Here is an 18,971-nt window from a genome sequence, read left to right as displayed (position 1 = left end):
AAATGAATTTAGGTATTATAATCTTTGTAATATCTGTAGTAGTTACAATCATTGGCGCGATTCGAGATAATAGTCACAAGCAAAGACAACAACAGCAACCTAAAAAAAATCCACAGCAAGAATCACAGCCGAAAAGAGGATTTTTCGAAGAACTTGAGAGAAAATTCAATGAGCTTGAAGAAGAATTTGATCCAAGTCGCCAATCTGATCGAAAATCATCTAACCCTGAACCACCTACACCACAACCTACAGAAACTACCGCACAAGAGGAAGTGGACAGACATACTGAGTCAAAACAACAACCAGAATCGACACCTAGTAAGAATAAAAGCGAGGAAAATCTGAAAAAAGAACTCGAAGACTCATTATTAAACGATTTAAAAGATGTTCGCTCAGAGATGGATAGAGAGCAAGAGAAACAGTTACAACGGATGGACAAGAAAGCACGTGCCATTATCAATGATCAATATTTATCAGCGAGAACTAAACGTTTTCGTCTGAAACAACTAATGCAAAATTATCAAAGTGGCTCAACGAGTAGTCAAAATGATTTACGGTTTGATGAAGATGAAGTTGTTAATGGTATTGTTTGGTCTGAAATATTAAATCAACCTAAACGATTGTAAGTAAAAGCCTGGAACATTTTGTTCTAGGCTTTTTAATTTTATACTTTTGTTCACACTTTTTCGTTTGTTCAAGTGTTTTAAAGGATAAAATTATAATTAGTATTTACGCTTTAGTTGTTTACGCAATGCACAAATTGTGTAATATTAAGTCAAATGATATTTTAATGTAAATATGTTGTTAAATTATAGCTAAATTAGGCTTTTTTAAATGCACTTTAAAATATTATTGTTGCTTAACGTGGTATAATATAAATGTAAAAAGTTGTTAGCTTAATCTTATTTGGACTTGAGAATACAATTGCTTTTTACCACTATACAAACAATTAATTGTATTCTAAAATCAGATAAGATTAATTACTATTAATTAGAAATCTTTATTGTAAAGGAGCGCCTATATGCCTGGTATAATTCAAATAGACGATATCAATGAAGCTCAAGCTCTCATTGGAAATAATGATGAACATATTAAAGCTATCGAAGAAGGATTTGATGTCGTCGTACATGCTCGCGGCCAAGAAATCGCAGTAAAAGGAAATATTGTGGAGCATGTTGAAAAAGCAGAATCGGTATTAATAAATTTATTGAAAGTGATTCAACAAGGCATTAATATTTCGCTGAAAGATGTTGAGTCAGCTATAAAAATGGCTCAGAACGGTACAATAAAACAATTATTAGATTTATACGAAGATGAGATTACTAAAGATGCTTTCGGTAAAGTAATTCGTGCAAAAACAATGGGTCAACGTTTGTATATCAATGCTATGAATCGAAATGATTTAGTTTTTGGAATAGGGCCTGCCGGTACAGGAAAAACATTTTTAGCTGTTGTATATGCTGCCAAACAATTACGTAAAGGGAATGTGAAACGTATTGTCCTTACGAGACCAGCAGTTGAAGCTGGAGAATCACTAGGATTTTTACCGGGTGACCTAAAAGAAAAAGTAGATCCTTATTTAAGACCTTTATATGATGGATTAAACACTGTTTTAGGAAGAGAACAATCTGCAAGATTTATCGAAAGAGGTATTATTGAAATCGCACCGCTTGCATATATGAGAGGACGTACACTAGATGATGCCTTTGTTATTCTAGATGAAGCACAAAACACTACACACGCACAGATGAAAATGTTTTTAACACGTTTAGGTTTTGGCTCAAAAATGGTAGTTACTGGTGATCCAACCCAAGTGGATTTACCTAAAGGAATAAAAAGCGGATTGAAAGAAGCCACGAAAAAATTAAGTGACGTTAAAGGTATAAGTATTTTAAAACTTGATCAAAGTGATGTTGTGAGACATCCGTTAGTTAGTAAAATTATAGACAAATACGAAGGAGTTGAGTAATCGTTGTTTACAATAGACTTTAGTGACCATACAGAGGAAGTTGATACTACTTGGTATAATCAGATAGACAAGTTACTCACATTTGCAAAAGAGCAAGAAAATATTGAAGGTGAAGCTGAACTTTCAGTAACGTTTGTTGATAAAACAGAAATACAAAGTATTAATCATATGTATCGTGATAAAGATAAAGTGACTGATGTCATATCATTTGCTTTGGAAGAAGAAGAACCGGAAATTGTCGGTATCGATATGCCAAGAGTGTTAGGGGATATTATTATATGTACAGACGTCGCCAAAGAACAAGCAGATGCATATAACCATACTTTTGAACGTGAATTAGGTTTTCTTGCATTACATGGCTTTTTGCACTTGTTAGGTTATGACCATATGACTGAAGAAGAAGAGAAACAAATGTTTGGCAGACAAGATGCCATATTAGACGCATATGGACTGACGAGAGACAAGTAGTTATGAAACGATTTAAATATGCTTTGCAAGGACTTAATACGATAGTTAAAAAAGATTGGAAATTCACTATACATTTATGCTGTGCGGCAATGGCTATTTTGCTAGGCATATTTGTCGGTATAAACAAAGTCGAATGGTTATTTTTAATAATAGCGATTAGCCTAGTGCTCGCGTTTGAAGCAATTAATACTGCTGTTGAATATGTTGTTGATTTATGTACAAAGGAGTATAATATACTAGCCAAATATGCGAAAGATATTGCTGCCTTTAGTGTATTAATTGTATCAGTGATGTCGCTTATTATAGGGTTGATTATTTTTATACCATATTTGTTGGCGCTGTAATATAGAATAAGTTTATTTTTATATACGCTTCATTAATGGGAGGGGAACATAATGACATTTCAAAAACATTATTTTAACGAAGTACGAGAAGCACAAAAACGAGCACATGCACCTTATAGTAACTTTAAAGTAGGTGCTTATTTAGTTACCAAAGATGGACAATCTTTTTATGGGGCAAATGTTGAAAATGCTGCATACCCAATGACTATTTGTGCAGAACGTTCTAGCTTAGTAGCCGCTATTGGCCAAGGCTATCAAGCTGGAGATTTTGCAGCCATTACTATTACTGTAGATGCTGATCAACCATCATCTCCGTGTGGAGCATGCAGACAAGTAATGAAAGAATTGTGCGATGATGATATGCCTGTATATATGACAAATCAAACAGGCGAAATGATAGAATCTACAGTAGGCGAATTGTTGCCACTTGGATTCTCCGGAAAGGATTTAAATAATTAATGGAACATAAATCAGGATTTGTATCAATTATCGGTAGACCGAATGTCGGTAAATCTACTTTTGTGAATAGAGTTATCGGACATAAAATAGCAATTATGTCTGATAAAGCACAAACAACTAGAAATAAAATACAAGGTGTTATGACTGAAGATGATGCACAAATTATCTTTTTAGATACACCTGGTATTCATAAACCCAAACATAAATTAGGCGATTATATGATGCGTGTAGCAAAAAACACACTTTCAGAGATCGATGCGATTATGTTTATGGTCAACATTAACGAAGATATTGGTCGTGGTGATGAGTTTATCATGGAAATGTTAAAAACAATTAAAACACCAGTGTTTTTAGTATTAAATAAGATAGATTTAGTACATCCAGATGAACTAATGCCTAGAATAGAGCAATATCAAAAATATATGGATTTCACGGAAATCGTTCCAATTTCTGCACTTGAAGGTCACAATGTTGACCATTTCCTATCTGTACTTAAGTCTTATTTACCAGAAGGACCTAAATATTATCCAGATGACCAAATTTCTGACCATCCAGAACAATTTGTCGTTGGGGAATTAATTCGTGAAAAGATATTACACTTAACAAGCGAAGAAATTCCACATGCAATAGGCGTTAATGTGGATCGTATGGTTAAAGAAGATGAAGATAGAGTACGCATTGAAGCAACTATCTTTGTTGAAAGAGATTCACAAAAAGGAATCGTCATTGGTAAAGGTGGCAAAAAGTTAAAAGAAGTTGGCAAACGAGCTAGAAAAGACATTGAAATGTTGTTAGGTTCCAAAGTTTATTTAGAACTTTGGGTTAAAGTACAACGAGATTGGCGTAATAAAGTTAATTTCATTCGTCAAATGGGATATGTAGAAGATCAAGATTAATTTTAGCTTGAGGTGAAATGTAAATGTTAATCAAGCAAAAAGGTATTGTTATTAAAAGTGTTGACTACGGTGAGTCAGATAAAATAATAACGATATTAAATGAGCATGGGGCGAAAGTACCACTTATGGCAAGAAGGGCCAAAAAGAATAAAACAGGATTACAAGCTCATACACAGTTATTCGTGTATGGGTTGTTTATTTATTCTAAGTGGAAAGGTATGGGAACATTAAGTTCCATAGACGTCATCAATCAAAATTACAATTTAAGATTAGACATCTATGAAAGTAGTTTTGCTAGTTTATGTACTGAAGTCATTGATCGTGCTATAGAGAATGATGAAGTATCGCAATTTAATTATCAATTATTATCATTTGTCTTGCAAAAGATTTCAAATGGTGTATCAGCACAATTAATGTCTGTTATTGTCTTGCTAAAGAATATGGCGAAATTTGGGTTTTCAGCCATTTTTGATCATTGTGTTCTTACTAAAAATACAGACCAATCAACCCTTGCTGCATATAGTTTTAAATATGATGGTGCAATTGCCGAATCGGTTATTGATCAAGATCCGCATGCCTTTAAGCTTTCTAATAGAGCGCTGTATTTATTATCAATCTTACAACAATTGCCAGTATCAAAAATGAATAATTTGAATATACATTCTGACATAGTAGATGAAATGTCTGAATTAGTGATTTTATTGTATAAGGAATATGCAGGTATGTATTTCAAAAGCCAAAAGTTAATAAATCAGTTGCATAGATTAGACAATAACATTGAAGATAATTAAAAAGTACGAGACAAAAGTATCTTTGACTAAAAAATAAACGCCAACTTCTATTGAGTAGATATAGAAGTTGGCATTTTCTTTAGTATTATGAAATTTTCTCAATTATTATAGTACTTTAACATTTTGTTATAATTGTCATTAATTTTTTAATAACAAAATATAAATTGTACTAATTTAGTAACGTGTTGACGTCCGGGGAATAGTATGTGTGAGAGACTACAGGCTCGAACCATACCCCAGGAAAGCATGCACAGTCAAAATCGAATATTTTTAAATATAAATAAAGAGGACCCATCCATATTAAGGATTAGTCCTCTTATTTGAGAATGGGGATTTATATCCCAACCTCTTATAATTTAATTAAAATTTAACTTTATCAGTTAAGAATGCTTCTAACTCAGCAATTGGCATACGAACTTGTTCCATTGAATCACGGTCACGTACTGTAACTTGTTGATCTTCTAATGAATCGAAGTCAAATGTAATACAATAAGGTGTACCAATTTCATCTTGACGACGGTAACGTTTACCAATTGATTGAGATTCATCAAAATCAATTGAGAAGTTAGCACTTAACTCTTCGAAAATTTTAATGGCTTCGCCTGATAATTTTTTGCTTAATGGTAACACTGCTGCTTTATAAGGTGCTAAAGCAGGGTGGAAGTGTAATACTGTACGTGCATCTTTACTACCTTCAACACCTTCTTCTGCATATGCATCACATAAGAAAGCTAATGTTACACGATCAGCACCTAATGAAGGTTCGATACAATAAGGAATATACTTATCATTTGTTTCTTGGTCATGGTAAGTAAAATCTTCACCTGAATGTTCGCTATGTTTTCTTAAGTCATAATCTGTTCGGCTTGCGATGCCCCATAATTCACCCCAACCAAATGGGAAACGATATTCAATATCTGTCGTTGCATTTGAATAATGAGATAATTCATCTTCATCGTGATCACGTAAACGTGTATTGCTTTCACTTAAACCTAAGTCTTTCAACCATTGGCTTGCAAATGTTTTCCAATATGATTGCCACTCAATTTCTTCTCCTGGCTTACAGAAGAATTCAAGTTCCATTTGTTCAAATTCACGCGTACGGAAAATAAAGTTACCTGGTGTAATTTCGTTACGGAAAGATTTACCAATTTGACCTATACCAAAAGGTAATTTTTTACGCATTGTACGTTGAACATTTTTATAGTTAACAAAAATACCTTGCGCAGTTTCAGGACGTAAGAATAGTTCATTTGTAGAATCTTCAGTTACACCTTGGAATGTTTTAAACATAAGGTTAAACTGACGAATATCAGTCCAGTTTGCAGTACCACTTACAGGACATACGATACCTTCATCTTCAATAATACGTTTCATTTCATCGAAACTTAAGCCATCAGCGACAAAGTTTTCGTCACCTTTTTCATTTAACATATAATCTTCAATGATTTTATCTGCACGATATCTAATTTTACTATCTTTATTATCAATCATTGGATCGTTAAAGTTACCTAAATGACCAGAGGCTTCCCAAGTTTTAGGATTCATTAAAATGGCTGCATCAATACCAACGTTATATGGTGATTGAGTAATGAATTTTTGCCACCATGCTTTTTTAACGTTGTTTTTTAGTTCAACACCTAGTGGACCATAGTCCCAAGTGTTAGATAAACCACCATAAATGTCACTACCAGGGAATACAAAACCTCTATGTTTTGCTAATTGTACTACTGTTTCCATATCTTTCGTCATATCAAAATGCACTCCTTTTTTACATAAAAACGCCCCAAGACAAAGAAAATTACACATAGTAATTTAAACATTGCCTTGGGACGAGTTAATAATAATACCACAAATGTTGTGTGTTATTTCTAATTTTTAGTTAACCCGCGGTTCCACCCAAATTAGTGTAGCCACTCACTTTTAAATTTATTTTTAATTGATTACGCCATTATTACTTGCTAAGCTCTCACCGCCCTTAGCTCGCTTCACTGTTTATTCTAATCTATAGTTTAACTATTAGCAAGTAATTATATGTATTTGTAGCAGGAAGCAATTCAATGTATAATTATGATGTATGAGTAAAGGGGTGAAAGGCTATAGAACTTAGTAAAAGGCAACAACAAATTGTCGATATTGTAAAGAATAATGGACCGATTACCGGTGAGCATATAGCAGAGCGATTAGACCTTACTAGAGCTACTTTAAGACCTGATTTAGCTATTTTAACAATGTCAGGTATTTTAGAAGCACGACCACGAGTAGGTTACTATTATGCAGGAAAGCCTAAAAACAAATTAATTTCAGATCAATTAAAAAAATATGTAGTCAAAGATTATTTATCTCAGCCTGTTGTCGTTAAAAATGAAATGTCAGTTTATGATGCGATATGTACTATTTTTTTAGAAGATGTAAGTACATTATTTGTGATTAACGAAGATGGTGATTTTATAGGAGTTTGTTCACGCAAAGATTTGCTAAGAGCTTCTATGATTGGTGACGATATTCATTCAATGCCTGTAAATATCGTCATGACAAGAATGCCTAATTTGAATTACATATTAGAAAATGAACGCGTAGTTTATGCAGCGAATTTAATGATTGAAAAAGAAATAGATTCGTTACCCATAGTAAATAAAAAAGATAATGGTAAATTTGAAGTTAAAGGTAGAATCTCTAAAACTACAATAACTAATATTTTTGTATCATTATTTAATGAATAGGTGGTTAATGAAATGGAAAAGATAAATTTAATAGTTGCATCAGATTCTATTGGCGAAACAGCAGAATTAGTAGCAAGAGCATGTATATCTCAGTTTAATCCCAATCAGTGTGAACATGAAATATTGAGATATCCTTATATAGAAGCATTAGAAAATGTTGATGAGGTCGTACAAGTAGCTCGTGAAACGGACGCCATTATAGTGTACACGTTAGTGAAACCAGAAATACGTAAATATATGGAAGCTAAAGTAAGAGAACTTAATATTAAAAGTGTTGACATTATGGGACCGTTAATGAACATCTTATTAGAACGCATAGATGAACAACCGTATTATGAACCAGGATTAGTACACAGACTTGATGAGGCTTATTTTAAAAAAATAGATGCTATCGAATTTGCGGTTAAATATGATGATGGTAAAGATCCAAAAGGATTAGAAAAAGCGGATATAGTATTATTAGGCATATCTAGAACTTCTAAAACGCCATTATCACAATATTTAGCACATAAAAGTTATAAAGTAATGAACATTCCTATTGTGCCAGAGGTGGTTCCGCCTGAAAACTTATTTAATGTTGATCCATCAAAATGTATCGCTTTAAAAATTAGTGAGGAAAAACTTAATAGAATTAGAAAAGAACGGTTACGTCAACTTGGTTTAGGTGAAAGTGCAAGATATGCTACAGAACAACGTATAAAAGAAGAGCTTGATTACTTCCATAATTTAGTTGAGAAAATCCGTTGTCCTGTTATTGATGTCTCTGATAAAGCTATTGAAGAAACAGCCAATGATATTATTAGTATTATTGAGCATAATAATTTCAAAAAAGGTATTTAACAGTTATAATTGTATAACTAATGTGTAATAGGTGATAAAATTTGCGAATTGAACAAGCAGTAATAAATGATATAAAAGATAAAACAGATATCCTTGATTTAGTAAGTGAATACGTAAAATTAGAAAAAAGAGGGCGAAACTATATTGGTTTATGCCCTTTCCACGATGAAAAAACACCATCGTTCACCGTTTCAGAAGATAAACAAATTTGTCATTGTTTCGGTTGTAAAAAAGGTGGTAATGTCTTTCAATTCACTCAAGAAATTAAGGATATTTCCTTTGTTGAAGCAGTAAAAGAACTAGGTGAGCGTGTTAATATTACTGTGGATTTACCATCTGAAACACCATCAAATGATGGTCATCAAATTGCATCAGATGATTTGAAGATGATTGAAATGCATGAATTAATGCAAGAATATTATCATTATGCTCTAAAAAAAACTGTAGAAGGTGAAGCAGCGTTAAATTATTTAAAAGAACGTGGTTTTACAGATGAATTAATAGATGCGCGTCAAATAGGTTATGCACCTAATAATACGCATTTTTGTCATGATTTTTTACAGAAAAAAGGCTATGATATTCAACTTGCATTTGAAGCTGGTTTATTATCACGTAACGAAGAAAACTTTAGTTATTTCGATAGATTTCGAGATCGAATTATGTTCCCATTAATGAATGCTCAATCACGTATTGTAGGATATTCAGGACGTACTTATACGAATCAAGAACCAAAATATTTAAATTCACCAGAAACACCAATATTTCATAAAAGGAAATTACTATATAATGTAGATCGCGCCCGCAAAACGATTAGAAAAGTAGATGAAGCAATATTACTTGAAGGTTTTATGGATGTTATCAAAGCGGATCAAGCAGGATTAAAGCAAGTAGTTGCAAGTATGGGGACACAGCTATCGCAAGAACATATAACATTCCTTAAAAAATTAACTTCCAATATTACTTTAATGTTTGATGGAGACTTTGCAGGAAGTGAAGCTACATTAAAAACAGGAGATGTTTTACTAAAACAAGGCTTTAATGTGTTTGTAGTACAATTACCTAAAAATATGGATCCTGATGAATATATTGGTAAATATGGTGCGGATGCATTTAATCACTTTGTAAATCATGAAAAAAAAGCGTATTTAATTTATAAAGTATTATTGCATCAAGATGAAATTAATAATAATGATTTAGCTTATGAAAAATATCTTAAAGAGATTACGAATGAAATTGGATTTATGCAATCGCCAATTTTAAAGAAAAAGGTATTGCAAGAAGTAGCGGAATTGTTTAAAGTTAGTCAGGAAAGTCTAAGTAATGAAGTAGGAGCCGTACAATCGTACTATGAACCTCAAATTCCAAGTGTGCCCAACATACCACAGTTCACTAATTTAACTAAACAAGAAAAAGCAGAACGAAACTTGTTAAGACATTTCATGAATGATAAAGATACATTTTTAAATTACCACCAATTAATTGCGCCTGAAGACTTTACAAATGAGTATTTTAAGCGTATATTTAATGTTTTACGTGAGTTTTATGCCGATAATGGTACGTTCGACATTAGTGATGTGTTGCAATATATCGACATTTCAGAGATAAAAGAAGCATTTATATCTTTAGATAATTATAAGATAAATGAAGAACCGTTTGAATATGAAATCGATGACTATATCAACACTATTACTGCTAATAGAACAGAAGAAACTGCAGTATCTTTAAATCAAAAATTAAATGATGCATTACGTCTTGGTGATACGGAATTACAAAAATATTACTTAGCAAAGATTGTAGACTACAATAAAAATAGAATGAATTAACAGTTACGGTACAACTCAACTTACAATTGTATAATTATGAGGTTAACAATGTTTAAGTAACGTCATAAATGGCAATGAGTACTAATAAACTCTCACAATTAAACAAAATGTATTCGTTGATATTATATTCGGGAGGCCTTTTCATGTCTGTAGATAAAGTTAAAGTAAAGAAACAAACAATTGACCCATCTCTAACTTTAGAAGATGTTAAAAAACAATTAATCGAAAAAGGTAAAAAAGAAGGGCATTTAAGCCACGAAGAAATTGCAGAAAAACTGCAAAACTTCGAAATGGATCCAGATCATATGGATGATTTTTTCGATCAGCTAAATGACAATGATATTAGTTTAGTAAATGAAAAAGATAGTAATGATACAGATGATAAAATTAATCCTAACGACCTAAGTGCGCCTCCAGGTGTCAAAATAAATGATCCTGTCCGTATGTATTTAAAAGAAATAGGACGTGTTAATTTATTAAGTGCACAAGAAGAAATTGAACTGGCAAAACGTATCGAAGATGGTGACGAAGTTGCTAAGTCTAGATTGGCTGAGGCAAACTTACGTCTAGTAGTCAGCATCGCTAAACGTTATGTCGGTCGTGGAATGTTATTCTTAGATTTAATTCAAGAAGGAAATATGGGACTGATTAAAGCAGTTGAAAAATTCGACTTTAATAAAGGGTTTAAATTTTCAACTTATGCGACTTGGTGGATTAGACAGGCAATAACTCGTGCTATAGCCGACCAAGCACGTACAATTCGTATTCCAGTGCATATGGTAGAAACAATTAATAAATTAATTCGTGTTCAACGTCAATTATTACAAGATTTGGGAAGAGATCCAGCACCTGAAGAAATTGGTGAAGAAATGGATCTACCACCAGAAAAGGTACGAGAAATTTTAAAAATTGCTCAAGAACCTGTATCATTAGAAACCCCAATTGGTGAAGAAGATGACAGCCATTTAGGTGATTTCATCGAAGATCAAGAGGCGCAAAGCCCTTCAGATCACGCTGCTTACGAACTTTTAAAAGAACAATTAGAAGATGTGTTAGATACATTAACAGACCGTGAAGAAAATGTTTTACGTTTAAGATTTGGTTTAGATGATGGTAGAACACGTACATTAGAAGAAGTTGGTAAAGTGTTTGGCGTTACAAGAGAAAGAATTCGTCAAATTGAAGCAAAAGCATTAAGAAAATTAAGACATCCAAGCAGAAGTAAACGTCTTAAAGATTTTATGGACTAATTTATGGCTCTTTTGTACTTTCTATGTGCAAAAGAGCTTTTTATTTAATACAAGGGAGTTAACTCATGATTCAAATTAATCAACGCTTAAAAAAAGTTAGTGAATATATAAAAGGTGATTATCTGGCTGATATTGGTTCGGATCACGCTTATTTACCTATTTATGCAATTGAAAATAATTTAACTGCACGAGCTATAGCTGGTGAAGTAATTCGTGGACCCTTTGATGCATCAGTAAAAAATGTGCGCGCACATGGTTTAGAATCAGTAATTTCTGTTGAACTAGGTGATGGTTTAACAGTACTAAAAACGGATAATGCTATAACATCTATTACTATATGTGGCATGGGCGGACCACTTATCACTAAAATATTAAGAGCAGGTCAAGAAAAATTAACTAACAGACCCCGTCTAATTTTACAAAGCAATATACAATCACAGCCTATACGCGTTTTATTACAACAACTAAATTATACAATTGTAGATGAAGTGTTAATGACAGAAAAAGGCCATACGTATGAAATAATTGTGGCCGATTATTCACCAGAAATTAAAAATTTATCACTGTTAGAATTGAAATTTGGCCCTATCTTACTGTCACAAAAATCAGAACTGTTTTATCAAAAATGGGAACGTGAGTTAACAGCATTAGAGCATATATTAACACAACTGAATCAAACTACTCACAGAGAACGAATTACGGAAATCGAAAATGAAATTCAAATGATTAAAGAGGTGCTTTAAATGAATATTAAAACACTACTACACACAATCGAACAACATGTTCCATTTACAACTGCTGAGTCATGGGATAATGTAGGTCTATTAATAGGCGATAAACAAGCTAAAATATCAGGTGTTTTAACTGCGCTTGATTGTACGATTGAAGTTGTAGATGAGGCTATTTCTAAAGGTCTCAACACAATTATTTGTCATCACCCATTAATATTTAAAGGTATAAAATCAGTAGTAGAACAAGATGGATATGGTGCGATTATTAGAAAAATAATTAAACATGATATCAACCTAATAGCATTACATACAAATCTAGACGTCTACTCAGATGGCGTGAATAAAATGCTTGCCGATAAAATGAATTTAACCAATCTAAAACCTTTAAATTCAGCAGACCACTATTATTACAAAGTTCAAGTATATGTACCTCAAAATAATGTTGAATCGTTAAAACAAAATCTTAGTGAGCACGGCCTAGCTGAAGAGGGTAATTATGAATATTGCTTTTTTGAATCAGCTGGTACTGGTAATTTTAAACCAGTTGATGGTGCTAATCCTCATCAAGGTAAATTACATTCAATTGAGCAAGTTGCAGAAGTTAAGCTGGAATTTATGATAAATAGTTCTCAAAAGGTATTGGCACAACAATTAATTGAACAATATCATCCATACGAAACACCTGTGTACGACTTTGTTGAAATGACTAAAGTTGCTAACTATGGCTTAGGGGTTATCGGTGAGTTACCAGCAACACAAAATGTCTCAGCTTTTACTGCATCAATTAAAGAAAATTTAAATATGCCAAGTGTACGTTATATTGGTGATTTAAATGCACATATTAAAAAAGTAGCTATCATTGGTGGTGCAGGGATTGGTTATGAATATCAAGCACAAGCATTGGGTGCGGATATTTTTATAACTGGCGATATTAAACATCACGAAGCATTAGATGCGAAAATAAATCAGATGAATTTATTAGATATTAATCATTATAGCGAGTATGTGATGAAAGAAGGACTTATCAACTTACTGAATAACTGGTTACCCGTTGAAAACATCGATTTTACAATGGTGGCATCAGAACTAAATACTGATCCATATAACTATTTATAAAAATACGCATAAATATATTCAAATTCATGTGTTCTTCCTTTATAATAAGTAAGATGAAATTTAAGGAGGCCAAAATATGGCTAATCACCCATTCGAGAATTTTAAATTGGATGCCGAATTAATTGAGGCGGTAAAAGATTTAAAATTTGATAAACCAACAGAAATACAAAGTAGAGTAATTCCTAAAATATTAAAACAAGCTAATATCATAGGTCAGTCACAAACAGGAACAGGTAAATCACATGCTTTTTTACTTCCATTAATTCAAAATATTGATATTTCAATTCACGAACCACAGGCTGTTGTAGTAGCGCCTACGCGTGAATTAGCACAACAACTATTTGACGCAGCACAACACTTAACACAATTCAAAACAGATGTTTCAGTCAAACTATTTATTGGTGGTACTGATTTCGAGAAAGACAGACAACGTGCCAAAAATCAACCACAATTGATCATTGGCACACCTACACGTGTAAATGATTTAGCTAAACATGGTGATTTACATGTACATTTAGCATCATATCTCGTTATTGATGAAGCGGATTTAATGATAGATTTAGGCTTAATTGAAGATGTCGATTTAATTGCTACTCGTTTAGATGAGTCTGCAAATATCGCTGTATTTAGTGCAACTATTCCTAAATCTTTACATCCATTCTTAAATAAATATTTAGAGCAACCAGAGTTTATTGAAATTGAACACACTACTCAAAACAAAAAGAATATCGATTTTTACTTAATACCGACTAAGGGTGACGCAAAAATTGATAAAACTCTGAAATTGATGGATGTTATTAATCCTTATTTATGTATTATCTTTTGTAATAGTAGAGATAGTGCTAACGAATTAGGGCAACAATTAAATGAAGCAGGTATCAAACTTGGCATGATCCATGGTGGACTTACACCTAGAGAGCGTAAACAACAAATGAAACGCATTAGAAACTTAGAGTTCCAATATGTTATTGCAAGTGATTTAGCTTCGCGTGGCATTGATATCGACGGTGTTAGTCATGTTATTAATTTTGATGTGCCTAATGATATTGATTTCTTTACACATCGTGTAGGACGAACTGGCCGTGGACAATACCATGGTATAGCTATAACGCTTTATAGTCCCGATGAAGAAGCAAATATTGGGTTAATAGAAGAACGCGGTTACGTCTTTAAAGATGTTGATATTAAAAATGGTGAGCTACAAGCTATAAAAGCACATAACAAACGACAATCTCGTAAAAATAAAGATGACCATTTAACTAATCAAATTAAAAATAAAGTTAAACGTAACAACAAAAAAACAGTTAAGCCAGGATATAAGAAAAAATTCAAACGTGAATTAGAAGAATTAAAGCGTAAAGAACGTAAACAATACAGTAAACGACAAAATAGACAAGCTAGAAAAAATAAAAAAGGATAGGTGAGTTTTATGTTATTAGGATCTCATGTATCAATGAGTGGTAAAAAAATGCTTGAAGGATCTGCCGAAGAAGCATATAAATTCGGAGAATCAACTTTTATGATTTATACTGGTGCACCTCAAAATACTCGTCGTAAAGCTATTGAAGATTTAAATATTGAACGTGGCCAAGCGTTTATGGCTGAACACGGTTTATCGAATATTGTAGTACATGCACCTTATATAATTAATATTGCTAATACCGAAAAACCTCACGTCTTTAATCTTGGCGTTGAATTTTTACAAAGTGAAATAGAACGTACTCAAGCAATTGGAGCACGTGACATAGTTCTACATCCGGGTTCACATGTCGGTGCAGGTGAAGAAAAAGGTACTAAAAAGATTATCGAAGGTTTAAATGAAGTACTAACAAACGATAATAATGTACGTATCGCTTTAGAAACAATGGCTGGGAAAGGTTCAGAAATAGGTAGATCATTTGAACAAATCGCTGAAATTATTAACGGTGTAGAGCATAATGAACGCTTATCTGTATGTTTTGATACATGCCACACACATGATGCAGGGTACAATGTAAAAGAAGATTTCGATGGCGTATTAAACGAATTTGATAAAATCGTAGGCGTTGATCGAATTAAAGTAGTGCACGTAAATGATAGTAAAAATCCTATTGGCGCCCATAAAGACCGCCACGAGAATATTGGATTTGGTCATATTGGATTTGAGGCTTTAAATTATATTGTACATCATGATACTTTCAAAGATATACCGAAAATTTTAGAAACACCTTATGTGGGTGAAGATAAAAAGAACAAAAAACCACCATATAAATTTGAAATTGAAATGTTGAAAAACCAACGTTTTGAAGCAGATTTAAAAGAACAAATTTTAAATCAGTAATTATCTATAGATTAAGTTGAGACGATATATATTGTTAATTGACTGTGATTATTAAAACAGCCAATAGTAACTCCTATATCGTACTTAACTTAATCTTTTTATCTTTAAGTCGTAAACATTACTATTTACATATATACAAGTAAGCTGTATAGTATTACTCGAGGTGAAAAAATGGCTACACCAGTTTTTGAATTAAAAAATTTAGATTATTATTTTGATAATAAAAAAGTATTGGATAACATTAATATTAAAATCAATCCGGGTGAGTTTTTGGCCATTGTTGGTCCAAATGGCGCAGGGAAATCAACATTATTAAAAGTTATTTTGGGGTTATTACCAATACAAAAAGGAAAAATCTTTGTTGATGGCAAAGATTATAAAGGTAAACAATCGCTGTTAAAAATTAGTTACGTCTCTCAAAAAGCACTATCATTTAAAGCAGGATTTCCAGCAAGCGTCAAAGAGGTTGTTCTTAGTGGCTTAACTAAACGTAAAAGGCTAGGTCAATGGTTTAATAAACGTGATGACGAAAAAGTTAGAGCTGTGTTAACACGACTAAATATTAGTCATTTAATTGATAAAAATATCGCCGAATTGTCTGGTGGACAACAACAACGGATTTTAATTGCGCGTGCATTAATTAGCAACCCAAGTGTGTTAATTCTAGATGAGCCTACTAATGGAATTGATGCAAAACACGTTAACGAATTTTACGACACATTAGATAAATTGAAAGCTGAAGGTGTTACTATTATTTTGGTGACACATGATATTGGAGTAGTAGCAGATACTGCAACAGAAGTTGCTTGTTTAAATAAGCACATCCATTTTCACGGCACTACTGAAGATTTTAAATCACTAGATGAAGTTCAAATTTCTAAAATTTACGGACATCCAATTCAATTTGTCGATCATCAACATGATAGGGAGTGCTGTACAAATGATTGATGCACTATTGAATTTTGATTTTATGCGTTATTCACTTTTAAGCGGTATTTTAATAGGTTTTATCGCACCATTAATAGGTGCTTTTATCGTTGTTAGACGCTTATCACTTATTGCTGATGCACTAAGCCATGTTACACTTGGCGGAATTTCTTTTGGCATGTATGTTATTACTTTATTACCTGCCTTGACTTTTATTAATCCGATGTGGTTTGGTATATTATTTGCTGTTATCGGTGCTTTGTTAATTGAGAAATTACGAACGTCATATAGTAATTATCAAGAAATTGCAATTCCCATCATTATGAGTACAGGGATTGCGTTAAGTGCTATTTTCATATCACTCGCAGAAGGCTTTAATCAAGAAATAGTAGGCTTACTTTTTGGTTCAATTAGTGCCGTGACAATCAGTGATTTAATTACAATATTAATTGTTGTTGTAATTGTATTGTTTTTCATTTTAACCTTTTACAAGGAACTTTTTGTCTTATCATTTGATGAAGAATATAGTAAAGTAATCGGAATACCAAAATGGATTCAATTTGTTTTTATTGTCATCGTCGCTATGGTTATTTCTGCATCTATGCGTGTGGTAGGAATACTCTTAGTCAGTGCATTAATTACATTACCTGTTGCAATTACTATGCGCTTAACGAAAGGATTTAAGCAACTTATTATTTGGAGTATTATTATTGGTGAAATTTCAGTTATAGGCGGATTGATATTAGCATTTTACATCAATATATCACCTGGAGGCGTCATCGTTGTTTTATTAGTTTTATTATTAATGCTTACTATGTTATATCAAAAATTAAGTACATATAAGCACAAAGGAGCTGATACGGATGAAAACTGAAGAAGCGATTAAGATTATTAAACAACATGGTCATAAATATACCGATAAACGTCGAGATATGTTAAATATCTTTGTGGATGAAGATAAATATATTAATGCAAAACATATACAACGAGGCATGGATCAACACTATCCAGGTATTTCTTTCGATACTATTTATAGAAACTTACATTTATTTAAGGAACTTAATATTATTGAAAGCACTGAATTAGATGGTGAAATGAAATTTAGAATTGCATGTGCTGAACACCATCATCATCATTTTATATGTGAACAATGTGGTGACACAAAGGTCATAGAGTTTTGTCCAATGGAAGAGATTAAATCGAAATTACCAGGCGTCGAGATTAAACAACATAAATTGGAAGTTTACGGCATTTGTGAACAATGTCAATTAGCATAATAATTTAAAAATATGATTGATAATAAGGCTAATTCAAATTTTGAATTAGCCTTATTATTTTGTTACCACGTGTGCAAAACATTACCAAAAGTGTCTTTTTATTAAAAATGTAAACGTAAAACATAGGTCAATAGTACGAATTACTTTTTATTTTATAATTTCTAACATTTATATGTTTAAATATTGCGAATTTGAGATATACTAATAAAGTAGCAAAGATGACAACTAATCTTTCAAAACAGTTATGCGCTAAGCATTTTGATTGTTGTAAGTAAGTTTAATTGTTATGCTTTATATATGATTAATTAGGAGGATGATTATTTATGGCTTTTGAATTACCAAATTTACCTTACGAGTTCGATGCATTAGAACCACACATCGATAAAGAAACAATGGAAATTCATCATGACAAGCACCACAACACATATGTTACAAAATTAAATGCAGCAGTAGAAGGTACTGATTTAGAATCTAAATCAATTGAAGAAATCGTCGCTAACTTAGATAGCGTACCTGAAGATATTCAAACAGCTGTGCGTAACAATGGTGGAGGACATATCAACCATTCATTGTTCTGGGAATTATTAACTCCTAACTCTGAAGAAAAAGGTACTGTAGTTGATAAAATTAAAGAACAATGGGGTTCTTTAGATGCATTTAAAGAAGAATTTGCAAATAAAGCTGCAGCACGTTTTGGTTCAGGTTGGGCATGGTTAGTAGTAAATAACGGTAACTTAGAAATCGTTACTACACCTAACCAAGACAACCCATTAACTGAAGGTAAAACACCTATTTTAGGTTTAGATGTTTGGGAACATGCATACTACTTAAAATATCAAAATAAACGTCCAGATTACATCAGTGCTTTCTGGAATGTTGTTAACTGGGAAAAAGTTGACGAACTATATAATGCAGCTAAATAAAAAGCTCATTTTATGACGACCTTTAAATGAGGTCGTCATTTTTTTGACTAAAATAATAGAAAAAATTCAACATTTCATATATCATTTATAGTGAGAACTTTTGAATAGAGGTAG

General features: G+C 32.4%; 20 protein-coding genes. 19 read left to right on the top strand and 1 reads right to left on the bottom strand.

Features of this window, described 5'->3' with window-relative positions; translation table 11 throughout:
• Positions 1-2: 2 nt before the first annotated feature.
• From KA845_RS06905 to recO, 7 genes are all read left to right on the top strand, one after another.
• Positions 3-626: a hypothetical protein gene (locus KA845_RS06905; protein WP_103387861.1), complete on the top strand. Its 624-nt coding sequence runs from the start codon at positions 3-5 to the stop codon at positions 624-626.
• Between the two features lie 395 nt (positions 627-1,021).
• Positions 1,022-1,969, top strand: coding sequence for a PhoH family protein (locus KA845_RS06900; RefSeq protein WP_002510507.1), 948 nt, complete (start codon positions 1,022-1,024; stop codon positions 1,967-1,969).
• Between the two features lie 3 nt (positions 1,970-1,972).
• On the top strand, positions 1,973-2,437 hold the full coding sequence (gene ybeY / locus KA845_RS06895; RefSeq protein WP_002510508.1) for an rRNA maturation RNase YbeY: 465 nt from the start codon (positions 1,973-1,975) through the stop codon (positions 2,435-2,437).
• Positions 2,438-2,439: 2 nt separating this feature from the next.
• On the top strand, positions 2,440-2,781 hold the full coding sequence (locus tag KA845_RS06890) for a diacylglycerol kinase family protein (RefSeq protein WP_002510509.1): 342 nt from the start codon (positions 2,440-2,442) through the stop codon (positions 2,779-2,781).
• A gap of 51 nt (positions 2,782-2,832) precedes the next feature.
• The gene (cdd, locus tag KA845_RS06885) at positions 2,833-3,240 is read left to right on the top strand and encodes a cytidine deaminase (protein WP_002510510.1); all 408 of its coding nucleotides are present in this window, start codon (positions 2,833-2,835) and stop codon (positions 3,238-3,240) included.
• Positions 3,240-4,136: a GTPase Era gene (gene era / locus KA845_RS06880; protein WP_002510511.1), complete on the top strand. Its 897-nt coding sequence runs from the start codon at positions 3,240-3,242 to the stop codon at positions 4,134-4,136. The genes cdd and era overlap by 1 nt, the downstream gene beginning before the upstream one ends.
• 23 nt (positions 4,137-4,159) lie before the next feature.
• On the top strand, positions 4,160-4,927 hold the full coding sequence (recO, locus tag KA845_RS06875; RefSeq protein ID WP_002510512.1) for a DNA repair protein RecO: 768 nt from the start codon (positions 4,160-4,162) through the stop codon (positions 4,925-4,927).
• Between the two features lie 360 nt (positions 4,928-5,287).
• Here the strand turns inward: recO and KA845_RS06870 are convergent, their stop codons facing one another.
• Complete coding sequence (locus KA845_RS06870) at positions 5,288-6,679, bottom strand: glycine--tRNA ligase (protein WP_002509781.1); 1,392 nt, start codon at positions 6,677-6,679, stop codon at positions 5,288-5,290.
• A gap of 347 nt (positions 6,680-7,026) precedes the next feature.
• Between KA845_RS06870 and ccpN the strand changes: the two genes are divergently transcribed.
• The 12 genes from ccpN to KA845_RS06810 all read left to right on the top strand — a co-directional run bounded on the left by ccpN (position 7,027) and on the right by KA845_RS06810 (position 18,857).
• Positions 7,027-7,650, top strand: coding sequence for a transcriptional regulator CcpN (ccpN, locus tag KA845_RS06865; protein ID WP_082435647.1), 624 nt, complete (start codon positions 7,027-7,029; stop codon positions 7,648-7,650).
• Positions 7,651-7,662: 12 nt separating this feature from the next.
• Entirely contained in the window at positions 7,663-8,490 is an 828-nt protein-coding gene (locus KA845_RS06860) for a pyruvate, water dikinase regulatory protein (RefSeq protein ID WP_002509779.1), read from the top strand.
• A gap of 41 nt (positions 8,491-8,531) precedes the next feature.
• Positions 8,532-10,313: a DNA primase gene (gene dnaG, locus KA845_RS06855; protein WP_103387862.1), complete on the top strand. Its 1,782-nt coding sequence runs from the start codon at positions 8,532-8,534 to the stop codon at positions 10,311-10,313.
• A 143-nt stretch (positions 10,314-10,456) separates the two neighbouring features.
• Positions 10,457-11,563, top strand: a complete 1,107-nt coding sequence (rpoD, locus tag KA845_RS06850) for an RNA polymerase sigma factor RpoD (RefSeq protein ID WP_002509777.1) — start codon at positions 10,457-10,459, stop codon at positions 11,561-11,563.
• A gap of 65 nt (positions 11,564-11,628) precedes the next feature.
• The gene (locus KA845_RS06845) at positions 11,629-12,306 is read left to right on the top strand and encodes a tRNA (adenine(22)-N(1))-methyltransferase (protein ID WP_002509776.1); all 678 of its coding nucleotides are present in this window, start codon (positions 11,629-11,631) and stop codon (positions 12,304-12,306) included.
• On the top strand, positions 12,307-13,410 hold the full coding sequence (locus tag KA845_RS06840) for a Nif3-like dinuclear metal center hexameric protein (protein ID WP_002509775.1): 1,104 nt from the start codon (positions 12,307-12,309) through the stop codon (positions 13,408-13,410).
• 76 nt (positions 13,411-13,486) lie between these two features.
• Positions 13,487-14,830, top strand: a complete 1,344-nt coding sequence (locus KA845_RS06835; RefSeq protein WP_002509774.1) for a DEAD/DEAH box helicase — start codon at positions 13,487-13,489, stop codon at positions 14,828-14,830.
• Positions 14,831-14,839: 9 nt separating this feature from the next.
• Positions 14,840-15,730: a deoxyribonuclease IV gene (locus KA845_RS06830; RefSeq protein ID WP_002509773.1), complete on the top strand. Its 891-nt coding sequence runs from the start codon at positions 14,840-14,842 to the stop codon at positions 15,728-15,730.
• 171 nt (positions 15,731-15,901) lie between these two features.
• Positions 15,902-16,678 (top strand): metal ABC transporter ATP-binding protein, encoded by a 777-nt coding sequence (locus tag KA845_RS06825; RefSeq protein ID WP_002509772.1) that lies wholly within the window; start codon positions 15,902-15,904, stop codon positions 16,676-16,678.
• Positions 16,671-17,531 (top strand): metal ABC transporter permease, encoded by an 861-nt coding sequence (locus KA845_RS06820; RefSeq protein WP_021459923.1) that lies wholly within the window; start codon positions 16,671-16,673, stop codon positions 17,529-17,531. Before KA845_RS06825 ends, KA845_RS06820 begins: the two co-directional genes overlap by 8 nt.
• Positions 17,521-17,934 (top strand): Fur family transcriptional regulator, encoded by a 414-nt coding sequence (locus KA845_RS06815; protein WP_021459924.1) that lies wholly within the window; start codon positions 17,521-17,523, stop codon positions 17,932-17,934. Before KA845_RS06820 ends, KA845_RS06815 begins: the two co-directional genes overlap by 11 nt.
• 323 nt (positions 17,935-18,257) lie before the next feature.
• A complete protein-coding gene (locus KA845_RS06810) occupies positions 18,258-18,857 on the top strand; it encodes a superoxide dismutase (protein ID WP_021459925.1) in 600 nt (199 codons plus the stop codon).
• Positions 18,858-18,971 lie beyond the last annotated feature (114 nt).

Source organism: Staphylococcus sp. GDX8P114P-2 (genome assembly GCF_017892945.1).
Lineage (GTDB): Bacteria > Bacillota > Bacilli > Staphylococcales > Staphylococcaceae > Staphylococcus > Staphylococcus arlettae.
Note: the sequence above shows the minus strand (reverse complement) of the source record. Positions and strands in the feature narration are given on the sequence as shown.